Origin of the sequence: Aequorivita sp. Q41 (genome assembly GCF_039831855.1) — a bacterium.
Classification (GTDB): domain Bacteria; phylum Bacteroidota; class Bacteroidia; order Flavobacteriales; family Flavobacteriaceae; genus Aequorivita.
On record NZ_JBDPMS010000001.1, the window covers coordinates 224,521 to 246,948 of the forward strand.

A 22,428-nucleotide genomic window follows, 5' to 3' on the forward strand; every position below is an offset into this window, starting at 1 on the left:
TTAATTGATTTTTGCCTCGTCTGAAATTTTCGTTTTTCAGAGTATGCTCAATATAAAAGGTGAAGGAAATGGAAAATTAAATTTCTTGAACCAAGCGAATCATCTGATTGGTAAAGCCCCATTCATTATCATACCAGGCCATTACTTTTACCAGATCTCCATCAACCACTCTGGTCATTTCTAAATCGACTGTTGCCGCAAATGTGCTCTTTATAATATCACTAGACACTAGCGGCTCTGAAGTAACTGCAACAACTTCATGATACCTTTGCGTTTTTGACTCTTCCGTAAGTATTGCATTTATTTCTGCTATTGAAGTTGGCCGTTCTGTTACAATAGTGATATCTGAAATTGAACCCACAGGTACAGGAACCCTAACGGCAACTCCGTCGAATTTCCCTTCGTATTGGGGTAATGCTTTGGTAGTAGCAATAGCTGCTCCAGTTGAGGATGGCGAAAGATTCATAGCCCCTGCCCTTCCCATTCTAAAATCTCTATTGGAAGGTCCATCCACAAGTGATTGTGAAGTAGTGTAGGCGTGAATGGTATTCAAAATTGCTTTTTTAATACCCACGCGGCGACCTAAAATCTCCATAATAGGACTGGTATTATTCGTAGTACAACTGGCACAAGAAAAGACGGTCATTTTTTCTTTGCTGTTATTTACTCCGTGAACAATCATAGGCGTGTCTTTTGTAGGACCTGAAATAATAACAAATTTAGATCCCGCTTGTATGTGTTTTTGCGCCCCTGCCATATTAGTAAAAAATCCTGTACTTTCTATAGTAACATCAATTTCCAACTCGGCCCAAGGCAATGACTCAGGATCTTTGATTGAAGTGTATTTTATTTTAACTCCATCAATAATAAGGGTATCGGCATCGTGAGTGATGGTTTTATCATACGTACCATAGATACTGTCATATTTTAAAGTATATGCTGCATTTTCAATACTCATTAAATCATTTATACCAACCACTTTTAAAGCTGGATTATCTGCGATTACTTTAAATGCTGCTCTACCTATTCTACCAAAACCGTTAATTGCAATTTTTTTCATTTTTTTCATTTTTTTCATTTTTTTTACATGACTCGTTGAAATAATGTTTTGAAAAACAAAACATCTATTAGATATTTAAAAATTTAACGATTGGGAATTCTAAAATTTATTCTTTTAATTCTGAAATTATTTTTAGGGAGAATTTAGTAAGCTCTTCAATACGTTGCAAGTCGTAATTACCATCCGCATCTTTTACAATCAGTTTTGACCCCATGCCAACACAGCTTACACCTGCACTAAACCATGCTGTTAAATTTTCTTTCGTTGGTGAAACACCACCGGTAGGCATAATACTTGTCCATTGACAGGGTCCTTTTATTGCTTTTACAAAATCAGGTCCATAGATACCTCCCGGGAATAATTTTACAATTTCACAACCAAGTTCTTCGGCTTTTGCAATTTCGCTTAACGATCCACAGCCTGGTGACCATAGCACTTTCCTTCGATTACAAACCAATGCAACATCTTCTCTTAAAACGGGGGTTATAATAAAACTGGCTCCTAAAGACATATATCTTGATGCAGATGCTGCATCTGTTATAGAACCAACTCCTAAAATCATATCTGGTAATTTCGAAATCGCGTATTTGTTTAATTCGCTAAAAACTTCTTCCGCAAAATCACCTCGGGCTGTAAATTCCAATAATCGTGCTCCGCTAGCATATAGAGTCTCTAATATTTTTTTACAATTGGAAATATCACTGTTATAAAACAAGGGGACTAACCCTGTTTTATTCATAGTGTTTACGACTTCAATTCTTGAGTATTTTGCCATTCTTTTTAGTTTATCTTGAGACTTCACCAAATGTGTCTCCACTTAATAATTTTTCAATTTCATTGAGCGTAATCAAATTGTAATCACCAGAAATTGTGTGTTTTAAACAACAAGCTGCAACAGCAATATTTAAAGCTTTTTGCTTGTCATTTTTATCATTTAATATTCCATAAATTAATCCACTCATAAATGCATCACCACTACCAACCCTGTCCACAACAGGGGTTACTTCCTTTACATCTGCACTATATAAGGTTTTGCGATCGTATAAGACACCTCCAATCCGTTGATGTGAAGCACTTACGGAATATCGCAATGTTGTAGCCACAATTTTCAGATTAGGACACAACTTAAAAAGTTGATCGTATAAAATTGGCAATGACGTTTCATTTTGATAGTTAGGGTTAACTTTATCTTTCCCTAACATAAAAAAGGCCGTGTCAATATCTCCTAAAATAATATTGCTATATTTTAAAAGCTCTGGCATTACTTGATTTGGCTCCTTACCGTATTGCCATAATTTATATCTATAATTTAAATCGGAAGAAATTGTAATCCCTAGTTTGTGTGCAACTTTCAATGCTTCTAAACACTCTTCTGCTGCAGTTTCTGAAATTGCAGGAGTAATTCCACTCCAGTGAAACCAATTAACGTCTTTTAAAACAGATTTCCAGTCTATAGACCCTTTTTGTATCGTTGCCATCGAGCTGTTTGCTCTATCATATACAACATTACTACTACGAGTTCCTGCTCCTGTTTCAAAATAATAGATTCCAAGCCGATCTCCGCCATAAATAACGTTTTTAGATTCAACGTTAAATTTACGCATCTCTTTTAAGGCACAGGCTCCGATTTCGTTATTCGGTAACCTCGTTACGAATTCTACAGGAATGCCATAATTTGCAAGGGATACAGCTACATTAAACTCACCTCCTCCATATGAGGCGGCAAAAGTTTTGGCTTGGGAAAACCTTAAATGACGCTCTGTAGAAAGTCTTAACATTATTTCGCCAAAGGTGACAACTTTATTCATTTTTTGAATTTTAGTACTATTATTCACTTTTTAAGAAGCCAAATAGGTTATTGTCCTTAGTGAATTAAAGACCTTATATCTATAACTATTTAAACTTTAAAATATAATTTTTAAATTCCGAGGGCTTGTCCGCCCCCCACTTGAATAGTTTCAGCTGTTATAAAACTTGCATCCGTACTCGCTAAAAATGAAACTACTGAAGCTACGTCTTCGGGTTGACCTAAACGTCCCAGCATTATACTATTTGCCCATGAAGCAAAAACCTCTGGTTTGGTTTCTTTTATTTGCGCGTGAAATGGGGTATCAATGGTACCGGGTGAAACTGCATTTACTCTAATCCCATATTCTGCTAAATCCTTTGCTAAAGCTCTAGTTATAGTATGAACACCTGCTTTGGATGTCCCGTAAACTCCAGCTCCTGGACCTCCTGCAGTCCATGCTGCATTTGAAGTATAATTAATTATAGAAGGATGTTCTCCTTTTTTAAGAAAGGGAATTGCAGTTCTTGAAGCAAAAAACACTGAATCAAGATTTAGTGCCATTACATTTCTATAAAATTCAGTCGTCATATCCTCAAATCTAGATCTTCCACCTAATCCTCCAGCATTGTTAACTAGCACATCTATTCTTCCATATTTTTCTCCTATTTCTTTTATGTTAGTTGTCACTTGTTCTTCATTTGTAACATCAAAGCCATAGTATTCAGCTGAAATTTCTTCAGCTTTAAGCTCTTCTACTCTTTTTGCACCAGCTTCGTTGTTAATACCGTTTAAAATTACAGTGTATCCATCTTTTCCTAATCTCTTCGCAACTTCAAAACCAATACCTCCTGTTGCTCCAGTTATTATTGCTACTTTTTTTCCCGTTTTATTCATAATTATTTTTTTTAATCGTGTTTTATAATTTTAATTTTCTTTATGCTCTACAATTTTTATTTTTCTAATTAAAATAAAAATAGCTAACACAGCGAGTACCACAGACACAGTAATAGCTATAAATGCAGAGGTATATGACCCTCCAGTTGTTATTCTACCAATAAACCAATTCATTATTATAGGGGAGAATGCAGCTATTGTTCCTGCTAATCCAGCTAGTGTTCCTACCGATGGTCCTTTAAATAAATCGCTTGACAAGGTTTGAATATTACCTATTGCAAATTGAAATCCAAAAAGAGCTATTCCTGCTAGATAAATAAATGTCATGTAGTTAGAATTATTTACAAATAGTATAATTGACACAAAACCAACTACAATCAAAAGGCTTCCTATAACTATACTAGCTTTTCTTCCTGCATCTACTGAAAAGCGTTTTATAATTTCTGCAGTAAAAAAGCCTCCTAATATTCCGCCAGCAGCAGCCATTAAATAAGAAACCCACATAGTCTTTCCTATTTCTTCAATGCCTAAACCAAATTTGTTGTGTAAATATATTGGCATCCAACCAGCAAAAAACCACCAAATAGGCTCAATGAAAAATCTACACAATAGAACTCCCCATGATTGCTTATAACTCAATACCTTTTTTACGCTTAAACTTTTTGCTCCTTCAACTTCAATATCATTATTTTTAATACGGTCATTTAATAATAAATTTCTTTCTTCTTCTGTAATCCAAGGATGTTTCTTTGGTTTAGATTTATTAATAATAAGCCAAGGTATTATCCAAAGTAACCCTATAACCCCTAATATTATATAGGTAGATTTCCAACCAAATTGCGCATACAAATAAACTATTACAACAGGCGCTATAACATTACCTATAGAAGCACCCGCATTAAATATGCCCTGCGCCAAAGCTCTTTGTTTTACAGGAAACCACTCTCCATTACTTTTCACTGCGCCAGGCCACAGTCCTGCTTCCCCAAGCCCAAGCAATCCCCGGAATATTGATAATGTAATTACGCCTCTTGCCAATGCATGAAATGCAGATGCAGCAGACCATACTACAATAGATACCACAAAACCTATTCTGGTTCCAATTTGATCGTATAATCTGCCGGATAAAAATTTACTTGCAGCATAAGTTATCATAAAGATATTCAGCATTAATGCGTAGTCAGATTTATCCATTCCTAAATCCTTCCCCATTTCTGGCCATAATAAAGCAAAAGCTGTCCTATCTATGTAATTTAATATGGTTGCAATAAAGATTAAACTAATAATCCACCATCTAAGTCCTTTTATTTTCATGTTTTTATTTAATTTGCCTCTCTAAATTATTATAATTGAGAAATTTATAAGACTAATAAACAATTAATAAAGTTTACTTGTGCTATAAAGTATAGGCAATTAGAAGCTTGTGTAGAAATTTGCATCTACTACATCTATATTAACCCTCCCTCCGATTTTTTATGATTAGAAAAAAGCGTGCAACTTAATTATCTAACCTTGTAATTATATATTGTAACAATATTTATATAGTTCCTTAAAATGTTCCTTCATTTTTTGTTTGGCCAATTGCGGGTTTTTATCCTTTATGGCTTCATAAATAAGGCGATGCTCTTCAATTCCTAAAATTGCTAATTCCTTATCGCAAACATGATATTTTCCAAAATTTGTAATAATTTCAGGGGTGATAGTTAACATAAATGTGTTCATGGTACTATTGCCACTGGCTTTTGCTATTGCCAAATGGAAAAGCAAATCTTCCTGAACTGCATCTTCACCCTTTACAACTTTCGCCGCATAGGCTTCCCAAGAATTCTTCATACTAACAAGGTCTTCTTCAGTCCTCCTCAATGCCGCTAATCTTGCAGTTTTTAACTCTAAAAGAATTCTCGTTTCAACTAATGATTTAAAATCAGGTGCTTCTAGCCGTAAAATTTCATCTATCATCCCGTTCAATGCAACAACACCTATGTTTGCAACGAAAGTTCCACTTTGTGGAATTGACTTTAATAATCCGTAAAACTCCAATTTTTGAATAGCAGCACGGATGGTACTTCTTTTAACTTCAAATTTATCTGAAAGCATACGCTCTGAAGGCAATTTATCTCCAGGTTCTAGATTTTTGTAATTGATAAGGTTTCTAATCTTATCGATAACCTTTTTCTGTACCGTAGGGTTATCTGCTAAATTTTGAATTTCAACGTTCATAATTTTTTATTTCAATAATTGGTTAACCACGTAAATGTTTTTAAAGTTATATAAAACTTTTAAAATACAGTATTATTAATCTATTACTTATTTTGCGAATCTTGGTTTTCAATTTTTAGAAAATTTAATAGCTAATTAAACAATTATTAATTGGAAACTCCTGAATTTTTTCAGTATTCTCTTTTTAAAACATTTGAGCTTCAACTAATGGTGGCAATTAATCACAAAATTTTAATATCCTGGATTTTGAGTAATTACCCCATCACTCGCAAGAATTTCTGAAATTGGAATTGGAAAAAAATAATAATTAGAATTTACAGTTTCTCCCATTTCGGTTTCTACAGTTCCTGTTCTTACCAAATCAAACCATCTATGGCCTTCAAAAGCCAACTCTAATCTTCTTTCATTATAAATAGCCTGTCTTACTAAAGCTTGAGTGTTAATAGTATTGGGATCTAATTTATCTAAGCCTGCTCTTTCTCTAATAGCGTCTAATAAAGGAAGTACTGTAGTTGCGGGAACACCATTTTCATTTAATGTTTCTGCATACAAAAGGATAACATCTGCCAACCTTATTTCTATCCAATCGTGTTCAGGGCCACCGACTTGAGGATATTTTGGAGAATTTAAAGCTACGTCATCCATATTTATGGCTCTTCGTAAATCTCCAGGACTTGCATCAAAAGCAGATATTAAACGAGAGTCTAATGGCTTAGGAGATTTCGTGTCATTACCTAAAAACCAAGACCAAAAATCAGAAAAGCCATATTCATCTTCTACAGAACTAGATACTTGATTAGCAAAAATAATTTCTGAATTCAAATCAGTAACAAAAATGTCTGCATAGTTTGCCTGTAAACTAATCCCGCCAGCAGCAGCACCATTTACAGCAGCAGCTAAATGTGGTTCTGCGCTAGCAAAATTACCCATATGCACATACACTTTACCCAATAAGCTTTGTGCTGCTAGTTTTGATGCCCTCCCATTTACATTTGTAACACCCAATGCACTTATTGCAGCTTGCAAATCTGGAACGATCACGTTGTTATAAACTTCCGTCATCGGTTTTCTTGTTAAATCAAACGTAGGGATATCGCCAATATCCGGTGAAGTTAGAATCACCGTAACATCGCCAAACGCCTGCACTAGTTTAAAATAAGACAGACCTCTTAGAAATTTAGCTTCACCAATTTGAGTAGGATCTTCTGAATTTTCAATTACGTTGTTCGCGCTTAATATCGATCTGTATAAAGCAGTATAAAAGGGACCAAAAAATTGATCTTCCATTGCCGTTAAACCTGGATCGTATTCATCAAATTCAGTATATGGAGATTCCAACATTAAAGCATTATCTGCCCTAAAGTCACCCATTATTGCCATTGGTGTAACAGCTCCTAGCTGATAGTAATATGCCGCATTCAAAACTCCCTCAAAATCTGTCAAAGAATCTGAACTGGCAATGTTTGGCGGAACTTCATCCAAATCAGTGCTACACGATATGTTTAACAACAATGATCCTAGAAATAATAGATATATATTTTTCATTTTTTCTTAATTTAAAAATTAACACTTAAACCAAACGTATAGCTTCGAACTATTGGACTTGCGCCTATCTGAGTACCATAGGTAGTAGGTCCTAAATAATCACTTTGCGAAGTGTTTACACCCTCTGGGTTATAGGAAGTATAATCATCACCCCAGAAATACAACAAATTAGTGGCCGCAACATATACCCTCGCCGAACTAATTCCAACTTTACCGGTCAATTCTGGATTAAGGCTATACCCTATTGTTAAGTTTCTTAAAGCTAAATAGGACGCATCTTGTAGCTGCGCATCAAGTTGATTATTTGAATCTAAATAGTGTTCTCCATTATGGTCTGCAATACCATCATTATTGAGATCAAAACTGTCTCTTAGTCTTCCGCCAAATTCTGAATTATAGTAAATAGGATCAACATTCCAAACATCACCCCCATAGGCTCCTTGAAATTGGAATGACATATCGAAGGCATTATATTTTATTGTACTATTGAAACCATAGTAAAAATCTGGTGTATTTTGTCCTATCTTCACTAAATCACCACCCTCTTCAACTGTTTTTGTCTTATCAATTATACCATCCCCGTTTTGATCTACAACATAATACGCTGAACTATTGATGCCAATGGCTCTAGTAGGATCTTCTATGTATTCATCTTCAACCATTCTAATGGTTTCTAATCCCCACATTTCACCAATTTCTCCACCTACATAATTTCTATACACGGGGCCTCTACCACTCTGTCCGTAAATTACTTGAGGCAATTCATCCAGACCACCTAAATCCGTAATTTCTGTTTTCACTGTAGATAGGTTAGCCCCAAAATCCCAAGTGAAATTTTCTTTTCTCAATATAGCTGCAGCAAGCTCAACTTCTAAACCAGAACTTCTTACATCTCCAGAATTAAGTCTTATTGAAGGGGTGCCAAAAACTTCAGATACACTTTGATTAATTAAGATGTCTTCAATATCAGATGTGTAATAATCTGCACTTAGCTTAAACCTATTCTTTATAAAACCTAAATCAATTCCATAATTAGTCTCTGTATTGGTTTGCCAAGTTAAATCTGAGTTTGCTATATCATCAGGGATTAGAAATCCTGTACCTAAAATCGTGGGTTGAGGATTCAAAAGACTCAATGAATTGTATGCCCCCAAATCTGAAGTAGATCCTAATGCCCCATAACTAAACCTTGGTTTTAAGGTGCTCAAGACGTCAAAGTCGTAAAAAGATTCTTTGTGTACATTCCATCCTAATGAAATGGCCGGGAAAGTTGCGTATCTTTTATTAGCTCCAAAACGAGAATCACCATCTCTTCTCAGTGAAGCTGATAGCAAATAACGATTGTCAAAGGCATAGCTAATTCTTCCAAAAAGGCTCCATCTATTAATAGTCTCATCTCTTTCCCTTACAATGATATCTTCTGGCTTTAAGAGGTTAAAATTTACAATATCGCTATACGGTACATTTGTACCTGCCAAAGCGGTACCTTTGAAATATATCTTTTGAAATTCAATTCCAGCTACTGCAGATATGGAGTGTTTACCTATTTCTTTAGTATAATTCAAAGTAGTTTCACTTAATGTTGAAGTTTGTTGCACAGTGGTTTCATCTAATGCAGTTTGATTACTACGTGCTTGGGAATCAAACTCAAGCCCTCTATAGAAATAGTCTTTGGTGTCTCTAATATCTGCTCCTAACACCGCTTTAATAGTTAACCCTTCTATGATTTTATATTGTAAAAAGGTAGTTACGTTTGCGAAATACGTTTTTTGATACCTGTCCGTATTGTCAAGCTTGGTTGCAGGGCCCGCATCACCAGTACCGCCTATACCATTCCCGCTTCTTCCGTAATGCCAGTCTTGCGCTGTATCGCCAGGTTGTAATGTGTAGATACTACTATTAAAAGGTGCATCCCCTCCTCTATAACCGTTGTCAAAAGGATCAAGACCTAATGCCTGTGCTTGTTGATCTAATGCTTGAACGAATGCAATAGACGCTGCTGTATGGTAAATAGGACTAATATTGTATGCTCTTAGAAGATCTCGCTGATCATGTCCTGCGATATCCCTATCGGCTGAAAACCCATTAAAACTTAATCCTGTTTTGAATCTTTCTCCTAGTTTAGCATCAATATTTAAACGCGCATTAAACCTTTCATAACCTTCAGTCCTTACTATACCTTCTGTGTTTTGATATCCCAATGAAGCAAAATAATTTGCATTTTCGGTACCTCCGCTATAGCTAAAGTCATGATTTGTACTATACCCATTTCCATAAAGCCAATCTTCCACCGCCAAAACATCTGGTGTATTTTTATAAGCATTTATCTTATAACTTACCATTTTTGGGTCTAAATCAGAAACATCAAACCTACCATTTGCTATACCAGTTTCCAATGCATCTCCCCATTCTCCTGCTGTCATATTTATTCTATCGCGTTTATATTTACTCGATATGCTTGCGTACGTATTATAGCTAAAACTAGACGTACCTTGGGTTCCTTTTTTTGTTGTAACCAAAATAACACCATTGGCACCCCTAGAACCATAAATAGCTGCTGAAGCGGCATCCTTTAGCACCTCTACACTTTGAATATCGTTTGGGTTAACAGTTGCCAAACTTCCAGAAATAGGATAACCATCAACAACAATAAGTGGATTTGAATTTCCATTAATTGATGAAGCAGCTCTAACTTGTATTTTAGGGTCAGCGCCAGGAGATCCATCTTGATTTTGAATTAATACACCCGCCAATTTACCTGCCAATGCCTCATCCACACGACTAGCTTGAATTGCTGCAAGATCGCCTCCTCCTACTTTAGCAACCGAACCTGTAACATGGCTCTTTTTTTGGGTTCCGTATCCCACAACAACAATTTCATCAAGTGTATTTTCATCTGCTGCTAAAGCAATATTTAAAGTAGTTTGATTCGTTATCCTTACCTCTTGTGTAACAAAACCTATATAAGAAATAGATAATACATCTCCATTTGAGACATTAAGTGTAAACAAGCCATCAAAATCTGTTATTGCACCTGTTGAAGTTCCGTTTACAATGACATTGGCTCCGGGAATGCCCATTTGATCGGCTGCTGAAACTACAGTCCCGGAGAGGGTGTAGTTATCTTGCGCAAAGATTACAATGCTACTGAAAAGCATTATAATCATGGTTAGCTTCGTTTTTAAGTTCATAATGAAATGTTTAAGTTTTAGATTGTTGATAAATCATAGGAACTTAAAAAAATAGAGCCTTTATAATAAACAAATTACTATTTTTGCGGCTCATGTTTTAGTTAGCTACTACGTGAAATATTACTTCCCTCCAAAGAAGTGATTTGTAAAAAAGGATAGGCGTGCACCTGTCCTTTTTTTTTGCTTATTGTGGGTTAACCGAACTGGTTAACCAAACTGGTTTACCAAATATATTAAACTTTTGCTAATACACAAAAAAAAAATCCCTTATTTTTTAATTACGACATAAAATCTTCACGGATTGGACTAAAGACATCTATTAAAATGCCTTTCTCCGTACAGATAGCTCCGTGCATTACGTGTGGGGGAATATAAACAGAGTCTCCTCCTTTTACTGTTTTGGTTATATCTCCTATGGAAAAATCAAATGAGCCACTCTCAACATAGGTTACTTGTGAGTGATGGTGTTCATGCTTATAGCCAATTCCCCCTTTGTCAAATTCTACTTTTACAAGCATAATCGTATCATCATAACCCATTATTTTTCTTTTTACACCTTCACCAACAACTTCCCATTCTTGGTTTTTGTCCAATAAGAATTCTTTACTTGATCCAAATGATTTCATAGTATTTTATATATTTAAGATTAGTCTATTTATAGATTTGTATATGCTTTTTACGAAATTTATTGCTGTGGCACACCTGGACCAACTGTTGCTTCCCTAAACCAAACTTCTGCGTAACAGCCATTTTCATATTGCTTAGCTATATCACCTCCATACGTTTCTGCACCTGCGCACCAAACCATATTTGCTTTCGGGTCTTTTCCATTGGTTTGGTTGTAAGCCCCTTGTTTAAAATAACCCAACTCCCCACTATAAGCAGTAGCACTTTCGGTTCCATCTTGCCCAATAGGCACGAATAATCTCCTCACCTGAGTTGGCAGGTCTGATTGATTTACATAGTCAGATTTTATTAGATTTTTAGTAAATGTTTTTGTTTGGTGATTTTCACTTTTAAAAGTGAGATACATAATACCTTTATATACATTTACTTCATAACTAAATTCTTCCCCTAATGCTATTCCATCTTTGGGTTCAGCGGGGTAGTCATTTTTACTTTTTCCAATCACAGACATATCGTGCCCCCATACTGCAGTTGAATAATCCCATCTACCAGAATTATCATTACCTGCTGTATTAATTTCATAGTTCCAAAATACCGATCCCTTATCCTGGCCAGGAAATTTCTTATAGAAAATTTTTAAGGGTTCATTTTCATGACCTTCTCCACTATGTATCTGCCCAACAACCACAGCGTAAGAAGCAGCTACTCTTGCATCACCAGATATAGATACTTGCATGACCTTGCAAGTGCCAGTTAGCCGCCCCCCTTCTTCTGGCGTCCATTCGCTTTTTTCTTGTAACTCTGTTCTTGTATTGCTAGAATTTGGAGAAGTTACGCCTGAATTTGGTGTTTTATATACCACCCACCGCCTTGTACCATCAATTACCGTATAAAAGAAGTCTTTGTCTTCAAATTCCGTAAGTTCTTCTACCGTCGTTCCATTACCCATTAGTATTTTAAATTTATCCATAAAAGAAATTACTTCATTTGGATAAACAATTTTCTGACTTAAGCCATCATTTGCTTCAAAATAACCTGCATTCGATATGGCGTGATCACTAATTTCGATACTTGCAGATTTAAACCAAACTTCAGCATAATTACCATCAGCATATTGCTTTTGAATATCACCACCATGGGTTTCGGCACCAGAACACCAAACCTTGTTTACTTTAGGGTCTTTACCGTTTGTTTGATTGTAACATCCTAGTTTGAAAAATAGACCTTCATTAGCATATCCATCTTCACGTTCTACCCCATCCTGACCAATAGGAACAAACAAATGTTGGGTTTGTTGCGGTATGCTTGAGCTCTTGGTGTATTCAGATTTGGTTAAGTTTTTAGTAAAAGTTTTAGTCTCATGCCCTTCACTAGTAAAGGTTAAATGCATTATGCCATCCTTAATTGCTACTTCATAACTAAATTCTTCCCCCAAAGTAATCCCATCATTTGGTTCGGGCGGATAAGTATCTTTAGTTGTGCCAACCACAGAAAAATCGTAGCCCCAAATAGGATACGAATAATCCCATCTTTTCGAATTATCATCCCCCGCAGTATTGATTTCATAATTCCAAAAGACAGAGCCTTTATCATGGCCCGGAAATTTCTTGTAAAAAATCTTTAAGGGCTCATTCTCATGACCGTCTGCACTATGAATCTGCCCTACAACTACAGCGTATGTTGATGCAACACTTGCATCGCCAGTGTTTGAAACATTCATAACTTTAAGGGTAGCATTCATTTTGGCATCGTTAGTTGGCAACCATTTTTTAAGTTGCGCCAGTTCGGTTCTAGTGTTGTTTGAAGTGCCATGGGTATTTCCGGCATTGGGTGTTTTATATACCACCCAATTTTCTTTACCCTCTTTAGTGGTATAAAAGAAATTTTTGTTTTCGTAGTTTATAGCCTGACCTGCATTTGTACCGTCACCTAAGATTAAGTTCCAATGCTGAAAAAATGGTATGACGTCATTTGCATTAGTCCCTATTACTGAATTTTCAGTGTTGTCTACAGAAGATTTTTTTTTGTTTTCAGCACAGCTCGAAATAAATAACAAGGCAACCATCACAAAAGGATAAAGGCTGAGGGAAGATTTATATATATTAGAATTCATAAGATAATAAGATATTAAAATATTTGGTTAACCAGATTGGTTTACCAAATATATGTGATTTTTAATTAAATCTCCAAATTTTTAGAATTAATCTTTTATAGAAAATTGAAATACCAAGCTTATGACACCTCACAAAACAAATAAAGGTTTTAGATTAAAACTATCTATGAGTAGTCATTGTTGTATATAGTAGAAAGGGATTATTTTTATTTAAAAAATAATTCAAAAATTAACAACTATTATAATGTGGTTAACAAAAAAAATTAGTATTAACATCAACAGAATAGCAAGTTAATATCTAGAATTTATTTACAGGCTTTAAAACCACGTAAACTCCTAATTACTCAGCAGTTTGACCAGCATCGTGGTTTTTGTGCGTTTCTTTTTCCTTCTTTAAAACCACCGTTCTATACGGAAATGGAATTTCTATTCCTTCATTATCAAATCGTTTTTTAATAGCTTCCAATAATTCGCAGCGCATATCGAAAGCTTCTGAATAATTACGTGCCCATGCCCAAGCACGAATTGTAACTGAAGAATCATTTAACGACGTAACAGAAACGCGAACTACTGGGTTTCCGTTTAAAATATCTGTAGGAGAACGGTTATCTAAAATCAATGGATGCTTTTGGGCTTCTTCTTGCATAATTTTTTTTGCAAGATCAATATTGCTATCATAAGCAACACCTATTTCAATTCGCTCACAGATTTTTAATTCCCCAAGGTTGTAATTAACCAATTTCTCTTTGTTAATGATAGCATTGGGAATAACAATCATTTTATTTTCAAAATTTCTAATTACTGTATGCCGAAGCGTAATATCTACAACCGTCCCAACCATGGTGTCTGTTACTTTAATAATATCGCCGATAATAAAAGGTTTGAATGAAATAATAAACACACCACCTACTAGATTTGACAAGGCTTCTTGTGAAGCAACACCTGCAATTAAAGCAATTACTCCCGCTCCCCCGAGTGCTGTTTTTGCAATTCCTTCTAAAGAAGGAAAAGCCAAAAGCGCAAAAAGAATTCCTGTTATATAAATTCCAAATACAGCGATATAACGCAAAAATTTAAAACTTGTAGGGTCTTCCGCGTTTTGAATTTTTCGATTTATACTTACTCGAAACCATAAGTTTGCCGAAGCGGCGCCAACGATCGTTACTATTGAAAGTATCCCCAAATAAAGTATCAGCTTAAAATTGTGCTTAAGTATATCATATTTATCTTCATTTACAATTAGTGAACTTAAGGCTATAACACCTAAAACTAACCATAAGGCATTCAAAATTCGTTTCACCCAATTTACTGCTTTAGGCTTCTCGTTTGGGTATTTTTTTAATTCTTGCTTAAGCAACCATTTATACAACAGATTGGTCAGAAACCGCAATAGAAGAACAGAAAGCACCACAATAAGTGCATAAATAAGCTGCGGACGATATGTTTCAAAAAATTCTCCCATAGTTTAATATATTACTACTGCATCAGTGTCGCTAATCAGTATAACATTCATATAAAAGCGCTGCTATTTCACCTAGAAAAAACAATCGCGTCTTGGTTCAAAAGTACTAAATGAAAACATCCAAATCCAAAATAACTTAACAGCTTCATGATACAAAGTTTATAGCCTGCTAATATTTTGCTACTTTGAATTTCCAGTTCCTTAAATTAATGATTATTCTTGTAAAGAATTTAATTCAAAAAAAACAATGACGATTGGAATCTATTGAAATTTTGGGATTCATAGGCGCACTTTTTGTTGGCGTTGTATTGGGTTTAATAGGCGGTGGCGGCTCTATTTTAACTGTTCCAGTAATGGTTTATCTATTTTCGCTAAACCCTGTTGTCGCAACTGCATATTCCCTTTTTGTTGTAGGAACTGCCGCATTGGTAGGTGCCATTAGAAATATTCCAAAAAAACGTGTGGATTTTAAAACCGCGCTTATTTTTGCTACTCCTGCATTTATTTCAGTTTATTTAACAAGGCGCTTTATAATTCCTGCCGTGCCTAATGAGTTATTTATAATCAATGATTTTGTGGTAACCAAAAACATTGGAATTATGATTTTCTTTGCTCTTGTGATGCTTTTAGCATCCATAACAATGATCCGCAACAAAAAACCAGAGCCCGAAATAAAGACACCCATTTCCTATAACTACCCAGAAATTATTATTCAAGCTATTATGCTTGGTTTTGTAACCGGTTCAATTGGTGCTGGAGGTGGTTTTTTAATTATTCCTGCCTTGGTGCTTTTAGCAAAATTACCCATGAAAAAAGCAGTTGCAACTTCGCTGCTTATTATTGCAATAAACTCCTTAGTTGGTTTTATAGGCGACGTTGAAACCTTAACAATTCAATGGGGTTTTCTATTGAAATTCACTGCGCTATCCGTAGCAGGTATCTTCCTTGGTATTTGGCTTAACAACTTTATTGATGGCAAAAAACTCAAAAAAGCATTTGGTTGGTTTGTCTTATTAATGGGAATTTATATCATTTTTAAAGAATTTTACGGCTAGTATCTTTTACAGCGGAATATTTCCATGCTTTCGGTTCGGTCTTGAAATGTCTTTTGTCTCTAGCATGCTAAATGCTTTCATTAGCTTTCTTCGTGTTTCCCGCGGTTGAATTACTTCATCTATAAATCCACGTTGTGCTGCTTTAAAAGGATTGGCAAATTTTTCAGCATATTCTGCTTCTTTTTCTGAAAGTTTTAAGGCTGAATCTGCTGCTGCTGCAATTTCTTTTCTAAAAATAATTTCACTCGCTCCCTTCGCTCCCATAACTGCTATTTCGGCAGTAGGCCAAGCATAATTAATATCTGCACCAATGTGCTTGCTATTCATAACATCGTAAGCACCACCATATGCTTTTCGGGTAATTACGGTAACCCGTGGCACAGTTGCTTCACTTAAAGCATATAGTAATTTTGCCCCATTCAAAATAATTCCATTCCATTCTTGATCGGTGCCTGGTAAAAACCCTGGAACGTCAACTAATACCAATAGTGGTATATTAAAACAATCGCAAAAACGTGTAAAACGTGCCGCCTTTTTTGAACTATCAACATCCAAAACCCCAGCCAAACTCATGGGTTGATTTGCAACAATCCCAATACTTCTACCTCCTAAACGCGCAAAACCAACAATAATATTATCGGCATAATCTCTATGCACTTCAAAAAAGGAATTTTCATCAATAATACCCCTTATAACTTCGTGCATATCATACGGTTTGTTAGCAGCATCTGGAATAATAGCCTCCAATGCATCACGAAATTCATCTTTTGCTTCAAAAGGAAGTTTCTCAGGTACAGCCTTATTATTCTGTGGCAGATAACTCAACAATGTTTTAATCTGTTCTAAACAAACAATATCGTTTGATGCCGTAAAATGTGTTACACCACTTTTAGTAGCGTGGGTTCGTGCACCACCCAATTCTTCTGAAGTTACGTTTTCATTGGTCACTGTTTTTACCACATTTGGCCCTGTAACAAACATATAGCTACTGTCTTGTACCATCAAGGTAAAATCTGTCATCGCTGGAGAATAAACTGCTCCACCAGCACAAGGCCCCATAATTGCAGAGATCTGCGGAACTACACCTGAAGCTTGTACGTTTCTATAAAAAATATCTGCATAACCACCCAAAGAGCGCACGCCTTCTTGTATTCGAGCACCACCAGAGTCGTTTAGCCCAATTACTGGCGCGCCAACACGAACTGCATGGTCCATAATTTTACATATTTTTTCGGCGTGAGTTTCAGAAAGTGCGCCTCCAAAAACAGTAAAGTCCTGTGCAAAAATGTATACCAAACGTCCGTTTATCGTTCCATAACCCGTAACCACACCATCGCCATAATACACCTCGTCTTGCATATTAAAATCGGTGGTACGGTGTGTGACCAAGATTCCCATTTCTTCAAAAGAACCTTCATCTAGTAAATATTCTACACGTTCGCGGGCAGTAAGTTTTTTCTTTTCGTGTTGTTTTGCAATTCGTTTTTCACCTCCGCCTTTTTTTGCTTCGGAAATTATTTCTTGCAGTTTTTTATTAGTATCGGTCATAGGTGTATCTGCTTTTTCTATGTGTTTCTGTGTCGTTGTGGTTACTTTTTCACCACGGAGACAGAGCGAACACGAAGGTTTTATTTTGGTAATCGTAGTTTTTTGGAATCTTTTAAATATTCTTTCAATGCGAAAAGTGCAGCTAACTTAGCTTCTTCTTGATTGATTGCTTTTAATTTTTCTTCGGAATAATATTTCTTTACAAAGTTGGTGTCAAAATTTCCACTTCGGAAAGTTTCATGCTCAAACACAAATTTCCCAAAAGGAAGCGTGGTGCTTACACCTTCAATTTCATATTCAGCAATGGCTTCAAGCATCAGCTGCATTGCTTCATTTCTATTTTTGCCGTAGGTAATCAATTTTGAAAGCATCGGGTCATACTGAATTGGCACGTCCATTCCTTCAGTAAACCCGTCGTCCACTCGAATATTTTTTCCACTCGGAGCGCGATACACCTCCAAAGTCCCAACGCTTGGCATAAAATTGTTTAACGGATCTTCTGCATATACACGCAGCTCAAAGGCATGTCCTGATATTTTCAAATCTTCCTGGCTGAAGGAAAGTTTTTCGTTATTTGCAATATTTATTTGCTGCTCCACCAAATCGAGCCCCGTTATCATTTCAGTCACCGGATGCTCCACTTGCAAGCGGGTATTCATTTCTAAGAAATAAAAATTGTGCTTTTCGTCCAAAAGAAACTCTACTGTTCCTGCGCCCACATAATCACAAGCTTTTGCCACTTTTACAGCTGCTTCCCCCATTTTTTTGCGCAATTCAGGTGTTAAAACAGCTGAGGGTGCTTCTTCAACAACTTTTTGATGCCGTCGTTGAATGCTACATTCTCTTTCAAAAAGATATACGGTATTCCCAAAATTATCAGCTAAAACTTGAATTTCTATATGTCTTGGAGAGCTGACAAATTTTTCAATAAACACCGAACCGTCACCAAATGCGTTTTCTGCTTCACTGATTGCACGTTTCATTTGGTCTTCAAATTCGTTGGCGTTTTCTACAATACGCATTCCTTTTCCGCCACCGCCAGCAGAGGCTTTTATTAAAATAGGGAAACCTATTTCTTTGGCAATTTCCTTTGCTGCACTTACATCTGTAATAGCTTCATCGGTTCCAGGAACCATTGGAATATCGTATTTTTTTACCGCATCTTTAGCCGCAAGTTTACTTCCCATAACGCGAATAGCGTATGATTTTGGCCCAATAAAAATCATTCCACTTTTTTCAACCTGTTCTCCAAAATCAGCGTTTTCACTTAAAAACCCATACCCAGGATGAATGGCGTCCACGTTCAATTGCTTAGCTACTTTTATTATTTTATCCCCAAGCAAGTACGACTCGTTTGAAGGTGGTGGTCCGAGACAAACAGCCTCATCTGCAAATTTTACATGCGGTGCATTTCTATCAGCTTCTGAATACACAGCAACTGTCTTAACCCCCATATTTCGGGCAGTTTTCATTATTCGTAATGCTATTTCACCACGATTGGCAATCAATATTTTTTTAATCATTTTTCTCGAATTCAATTAGCAATTTTCCTTTTTCCACCGTTTCGCCTTTGGCGACAGTAATAGATTTTACAATTCCATCACGAGGTGCAGTAAGTGTATTTTCCATTTTCATAGCTTCTAACACACAAAGAAAATCGCCTTTTTTAACTTCTTTTCCTTCGGAAACATTTACTTCTAAAATAATCCCCGGCATTGGCGCATGGATTTCATCTGCAACTGAAGCATTGCCCAATGAAAGCCCCATCTTCTTAATCAGCTGATCGAGCACAGTTTCAATTGCTACCTTATAAAGGTTGCCATTTACTTTTATTGTGTAGTTTCTATTGGGAAAATCATTTTCCAAAACCTCCACAGAAAAAGACTTTTGATTGTGAAGCAAATGTATTTTTGCCTCGGAAAGATTGGTTTGGTCAATAATATTGGCATCTTCTGGCTTGAATTGAAACTCATAACCTTCGTTCACCAAAAGGTGATAACTGTCTTCCATAAATTAAAATTTTGGTTAAAGATAAGGTTTGTTTAAGGTTTCGGCAAAAAGGAATTATGCTTGATTTAAGAAAATTTAATTCAAGTTAAGTATCTTTAGGCAGAAAGGAAATAGAATGAATAAACACATTTTTATAATTAGCACATTGGTCTTTTACATGTCTTGTGCGCAACCAAAAAAGAAAGAAGACATTGCGCTAAAAGCAGAACCACAATCGTATAAAATTGAAGCTGTTGTAAAAGGCTTGATCAATCCCTGGGGTATGGCCTGGCTTCCAGACGGAAGTATTTTGATTACTGAAAAAGATGGAAGATTAATCCATTTTAATGCAGGAGAACAAACCGAGATTGCAAATGCGCCAAACGTTTTTAATAGTGGTCAAGGGGGCTTATTGGATATTGAATTGCATCCCAATTACGCTAAAAATGGCTGGCTTTATATTACCTACGCTTCTGAAGAAGGAGCTGAAAATGGAGGGCATACCGCACTTATTCGCTGTAAACTAAAAAACAATTCGCTTACAAATATTGAAACGCTATACAAAGCGCAACCAAATACCGAAGCTGGGCAACATTTTGGTTCGCGCATTGAATTTGATAATGATGGGTATGTATATTTTTCCATAGGCGAAAGAGGCGAACGCGACCTAAATCCTCAAAATACAAAACGTGACGGCGGAAAAATTTACAGATTAAATGACGATGGCAGCATCCCTCCAGACAATCCATTTTACAACGAAGCAAACGCAAAAAAAGCAATTTTCACCTACGGAAATAGAAACCCACAAGGAATGGCAAAACATCCCGATACTGGAGAAATTTGGATGCATGAGCACGGCCCAAAAGGAGGTGATGAAATAAATATTATAAAAAAAGGTGCTAATTATGGCTGGCCATTAGTAACCTATGGTGTTAATTATAGCGGCACAAAAATCACTGATGAAGCTACAAGGGAAGGGATAGTATCGCCTATCTATTATTGGACTCCATCTATAGCTCCTTGTGGAATGGCATTTGTTACAGGCGATAAATATCCTAAATGGAAAGGAAAATTATTGGTAGGTTCTTTAAAGTTTGGATACGTAGAATTGCTTAGTCTAGAAGGCAACAAAGTAATTGGGCGTCAAAAAATAGCACAGGATATTGGGCGTGTTCGAAACGTAAAAATGGGACTAGATGGTTTGATTTATATTGCCGTTGAAGGGCAAGGAATTTTTAGATTAATTCCTGAGTAAATATAGCCACGAATACATGAAATAGTATAAAATAAACATTCATGTATTCGTGGGTAAGCTATTATTTTTTAGCTGCTTTTTTCTTTTTTCTAAAGAAATCGAATGCAAACCAACCTACTACAGCAATAATAAAATATAGTAGGTATGAAACTGGTTTTCCGCTTCCGCCAACAGTTGTAAAAAGACGTTCCCAACGTACTTTTTTATTAATTCCATCCCAACTCATCCAGACAAATACAGGTTTTCCAACAACATGATTAAACGGCACAAACCCCCATGTTCGGGCATCTTCACTGTTATTTCTGTTGTCCCCCATCATCCAGTAATAATCCATCTTGAAAGTATAATCTGTAATAACTTCCCCATTTAATAAAACTTCGGTGCCAGATTGAGTAATTTCATTTGTAATTCCAAGTTCGCTACCTTCATAAACTTCAATAACACGCTTGTATAGCGGTAATGTTTCTGGGGTAATAGAAACCGTTGCACCTTTCTTAGGGATGTATAAAGGACCAAAAAAGTCGTTATTCCAAGGATAATTCTGATTGTTTGGAAAAATCCCACGATCCCACTCACCTTTTCCGTTGTGTACGCGCGTAATTTCAACCACATTGGGGTTGTTTTTAAGCATATTTAATGATTCTTCTGAAATCGCGGAAAATCTATAAGAACTTGTTTTTGAATTATAACCATATCTATCAGTAATATCATAACGGTTATAAAGCATATCAGGATTTAAAGCACCATTCACTTTCACATCATACGAAAATTGAACTCTAGCTCGTTCTGGCAATTCGTTCTTTTTTCCATTTATAAAAACATAACCATCACGCACTTCCAAAGAATCACCAGGCAAGGCTACGCAACGTTTTACATAGTTCGATTTTTTATCGATTGGTTTGTAGTAATATTTTCCATCTCCATATTGCTGAAAAGCGTTCACTGTATCCACTGGCCAGTTAAAAACTACAATATCGTTGTGTTTTATATCTTGAAAACCAGGTATTCTAAAATATGGAATTTGAGGTTCAGTAAGATATGATTTTGCTTTTACCACAGGAATTGTATCATGCACCATCGGGAAAGCAACCGGTGTCATTGGTGTTCGTGCCCCGTAATGAAATTTGCTTACAAAAAGAAAATCGCCCACCAATAAGGTTTTTTCTAACGAAGAAGTTGGAATCGTAAACGGCTGCATAACATAGGTATGCACAATGGTTGCTGCAACCACAGCAAAAAGAATAGAGCTTACCCACTCCCCTGTTGAAGTGCGTGGTTTTAGGCTTCTATCTTTTATATGTGTAACGTTTTGGGTGTAGTTAATGTAATAGATATAAAGTCCAAGTGTTACAATTCCGAGGATGGTATCTGTCGTTGAATTTCGACCAAAACTCCGCAGGGTTTCCACCCAAATAACAGGAAACATAATAAGGTTTACAATTGGTATAAAGAGTAAAATAGTCCACCAACTTGGGCGGTTAATTATCTTCATTAATACAACGGAATTATAAACTGGCACCGCAGCTTCCCAAGTTTTTCTACCAGCAATTTGGTATAACTTCCATGTTCCTGCAAAATGGATTACCTGAACTATCAAAAAAAATATTAACCAACCTGTCCAACTCATATCCTTAATTTTCTATTGTTATTTTTTATTCTTTTATTGAAAGGAAATCTTCA

At 36.0% G+C, this 22,428-nt stretch carries 17 protein-coding genes; 2 read left to right on the forward strand and 15 right to left on the reverse strand.

Annotated features, from left to right (window positions below):
• Positions 1 to 76: 76 nt before the first annotated feature.
• The 11 genes from ABJ955_RS01060 to ABJ955_RS01110 all read right to left on the reverse strand — a co-directional run bounded on the left by ABJ955_RS01060 (position 77) and on the right by ABJ955_RS01110 (position 14,901).
• On the reverse strand, positions 77 to 1,060 hold the full coding sequence (locus tag ABJ955_RS01060) for a glyceraldehyde 3-phosphate dehydrogenase NAD-binding domain-containing protein (RefSeq protein WP_347372751.1): 984 nt from the start codon (positions 1,058 to 1,060) through the stop codon (positions 77 to 79).
• 106 nt (positions 1,061 to 1,166) lie between these two features.
• Entirely contained in the window at positions 1,167 to 1,835 is a 669-nt protein-coding gene (locus ABJ955_RS01065) for a bifunctional 4-hydroxy-2-oxoglutarate aldolase/2-dehydro-3-deoxy-phosphogluconate aldolase (RefSeq protein WP_347372752.1), read from the reverse strand.
• Positions 1,836 to 1,845: 10 nt separating this feature from the next.
• Positions 1,846 to 2,868 carry a sugar kinase gene (locus ABJ955_RS01070; RefSeq protein WP_347372753.1) on the reverse strand — a complete coding sequence of 341 codons (1,023 nt, stop codon included), beginning with the start codon at positions 2,866 to 2,868 and terminating at the stop codon, positions 1,846 to 1,848.
• A gap of 110 nt (positions 2,869 to 2,978) precedes the next feature.
• Positions 2,979 to 3,743, reverse strand: coding sequence for an SDR family NAD(P)-dependent oxidoreductase (locus ABJ955_RS01075; protein ID WP_347372754.1), 765 nt, complete (start codon positions 3,741 to 3,743; stop codon positions 2,979 to 2,981).
• A 30-nt stretch (positions 3,744 to 3,773) separates the two neighbouring features.
• Positions 3,774 to 5,057, reverse strand: coding sequence for an MFS transporter (locus ABJ955_RS01080; RefSeq protein ID WP_347372755.1), 1,284 nt, complete (start codon positions 5,055 to 5,057; stop codon positions 3,774 to 3,776).
• A gap of 204 nt (positions 5,058 to 5,261) precedes the next feature.
• Positions 5,262 to 5,963: a FadR/GntR family transcriptional regulator gene (locus ABJ955_RS01085; RefSeq protein WP_347372756.1), complete on the reverse strand. Its 702-nt coding sequence runs from the start codon at positions 5,961 to 5,963 to the stop codon at positions 5,262 to 5,264.
• A 231-nt stretch (positions 5,964 to 6,194) separates the two neighbouring features.
• Entirely contained in the window at positions 6,195 to 7,508 is a 1,314-nt protein-coding gene (locus tag ABJ955_RS01090) for a RagB/SusD family nutrient uptake outer membrane protein (protein ID WP_347372757.1), read from the reverse strand.
• Positions 7,509 to 7,519: 11 nt separating this feature from the next.
• A complete protein-coding gene (locus ABJ955_RS01095) occupies positions 7,520 to 10,699 on the reverse strand; it encodes a TonB-dependent receptor (RefSeq protein WP_347372758.1) in 3,180 nt (1,059 codons plus the stop codon).
• Positions 10,700 to 10,977: 278 nt separating this feature from the next.
• Positions 10,978 to 11,325 (reverse strand): cupin domain-containing protein, encoded by a 348-nt coding sequence (locus ABJ955_RS01100; RefSeq protein ID WP_347372759.1) that lies wholly within the window; start codon positions 11,323 to 11,325, stop codon positions 10,978 to 10,980.
• 59 nt (positions 11,326 to 11,384) lie between these two features.
• On the reverse strand, positions 11,385 to 13,439 hold the full coding sequence (locus ABJ955_RS01105; RefSeq protein WP_347372760.1) for a polysaccharide lyase family 7 protein: 2,055 nt from the start codon (positions 13,437 to 13,439) through the stop codon (positions 11,385 to 11,387).
• Positions 13,440 to 13,779: 340 nt separating this feature from the next.
• Positions 13,780 to 14,901 carry a mechanosensitive ion channel family protein gene (locus ABJ955_RS01110; RefSeq protein ID WP_347372761.1) on the reverse strand — a complete coding sequence of 374 codons (1,122 nt, stop codon included), beginning with the start codon at positions 14,899 to 14,901 and terminating at the stop codon, positions 13,780 to 13,782.
• Positions 14,902 to 15,155: 254 nt separating this feature from the next.
• Here ABJ955_RS01110 and ABJ955_RS01115 point away from each other — a divergent pair, with 254 nt between their 5' ends.
• A complete protein-coding gene (locus ABJ955_RS01115; RefSeq protein WP_347372762.1) occupies positions 15,156 to 15,956 on the forward strand; it encodes a sulfite exporter TauE/SafE family protein in 801 nt (266 codons plus the stop codon).
• Positions 15,957 to 15,962: 6 nt separating this feature from the next.
• Here ABJ955_RS01115 and ABJ955_RS01120 read toward each other — a convergent pair whose 3' ends face one another.
• From ABJ955_RS01120 to ABJ955_RS01130, 3 genes are all read right to left on the reverse strand, one after another.
• Entirely contained in the window at positions 15,963 to 17,504 is a 1,542-nt protein-coding gene (locus ABJ955_RS01120) for an acyl-CoA carboxylase subunit beta (RefSeq protein ID WP_347372763.1), read from the reverse strand.
• Between the two features lie 80 nt (positions 17,505 to 17,584).
• Positions 17,585 to 19,024 carry an acetyl-CoA carboxylase biotin carboxylase subunit gene (gene accC, locus ABJ955_RS01125; RefSeq protein ID WP_347374345.1) on the reverse strand — a complete coding sequence of 480 codons (1,440 nt, stop codon included), beginning with the start codon at positions 19,022 to 19,024 and terminating at the stop codon, positions 17,585 to 17,587.
• On the reverse strand, positions 19,020 to 19,514 hold the full coding sequence (locus tag ABJ955_RS01130) for an acetyl-CoA carboxylase biotin carboxyl carrier protein subunit (protein WP_347372764.1): 495 nt from the start codon (positions 19,512 to 19,514) through the stop codon (positions 19,020 to 19,022). The genes accC and ABJ955_RS01130 overlap by 5 nt, the downstream gene beginning before the upstream one ends.
• A 115-nt stretch (positions 19,515 to 19,629) precedes the next feature.
• On the opposite strand from ABJ955_RS01130, the gene ABJ955_RS01135 reads away from it, so the two are divergent.
• The gene (locus ABJ955_RS01135; protein ID WP_347372765.1) at positions 19,630 to 20,748 is read left to right on the forward strand and encodes a PQQ-dependent sugar dehydrogenase; all 1,119 of its coding nucleotides are present in this window, start codon (positions 19,630 to 19,632) and stop codon (positions 20,746 to 20,748) included.
• 61 nt (positions 20,749 to 20,809) lie between these two features.
• Here the strand turns inward: ABJ955_RS01135 and lepB are convergent, their stop codons facing one another.
• On the reverse strand, positions 20,810 to 22,375 hold the full coding sequence (gene lepB, locus ABJ955_RS01140; protein WP_347372766.1) for a signal peptidase I: 1,566 nt from the start codon (positions 22,373 to 22,375) through the stop codon (positions 20,810 to 20,812).
• Between the last annotated feature and the right edge of the window lie 53 nt (positions 22,376 to 22,428).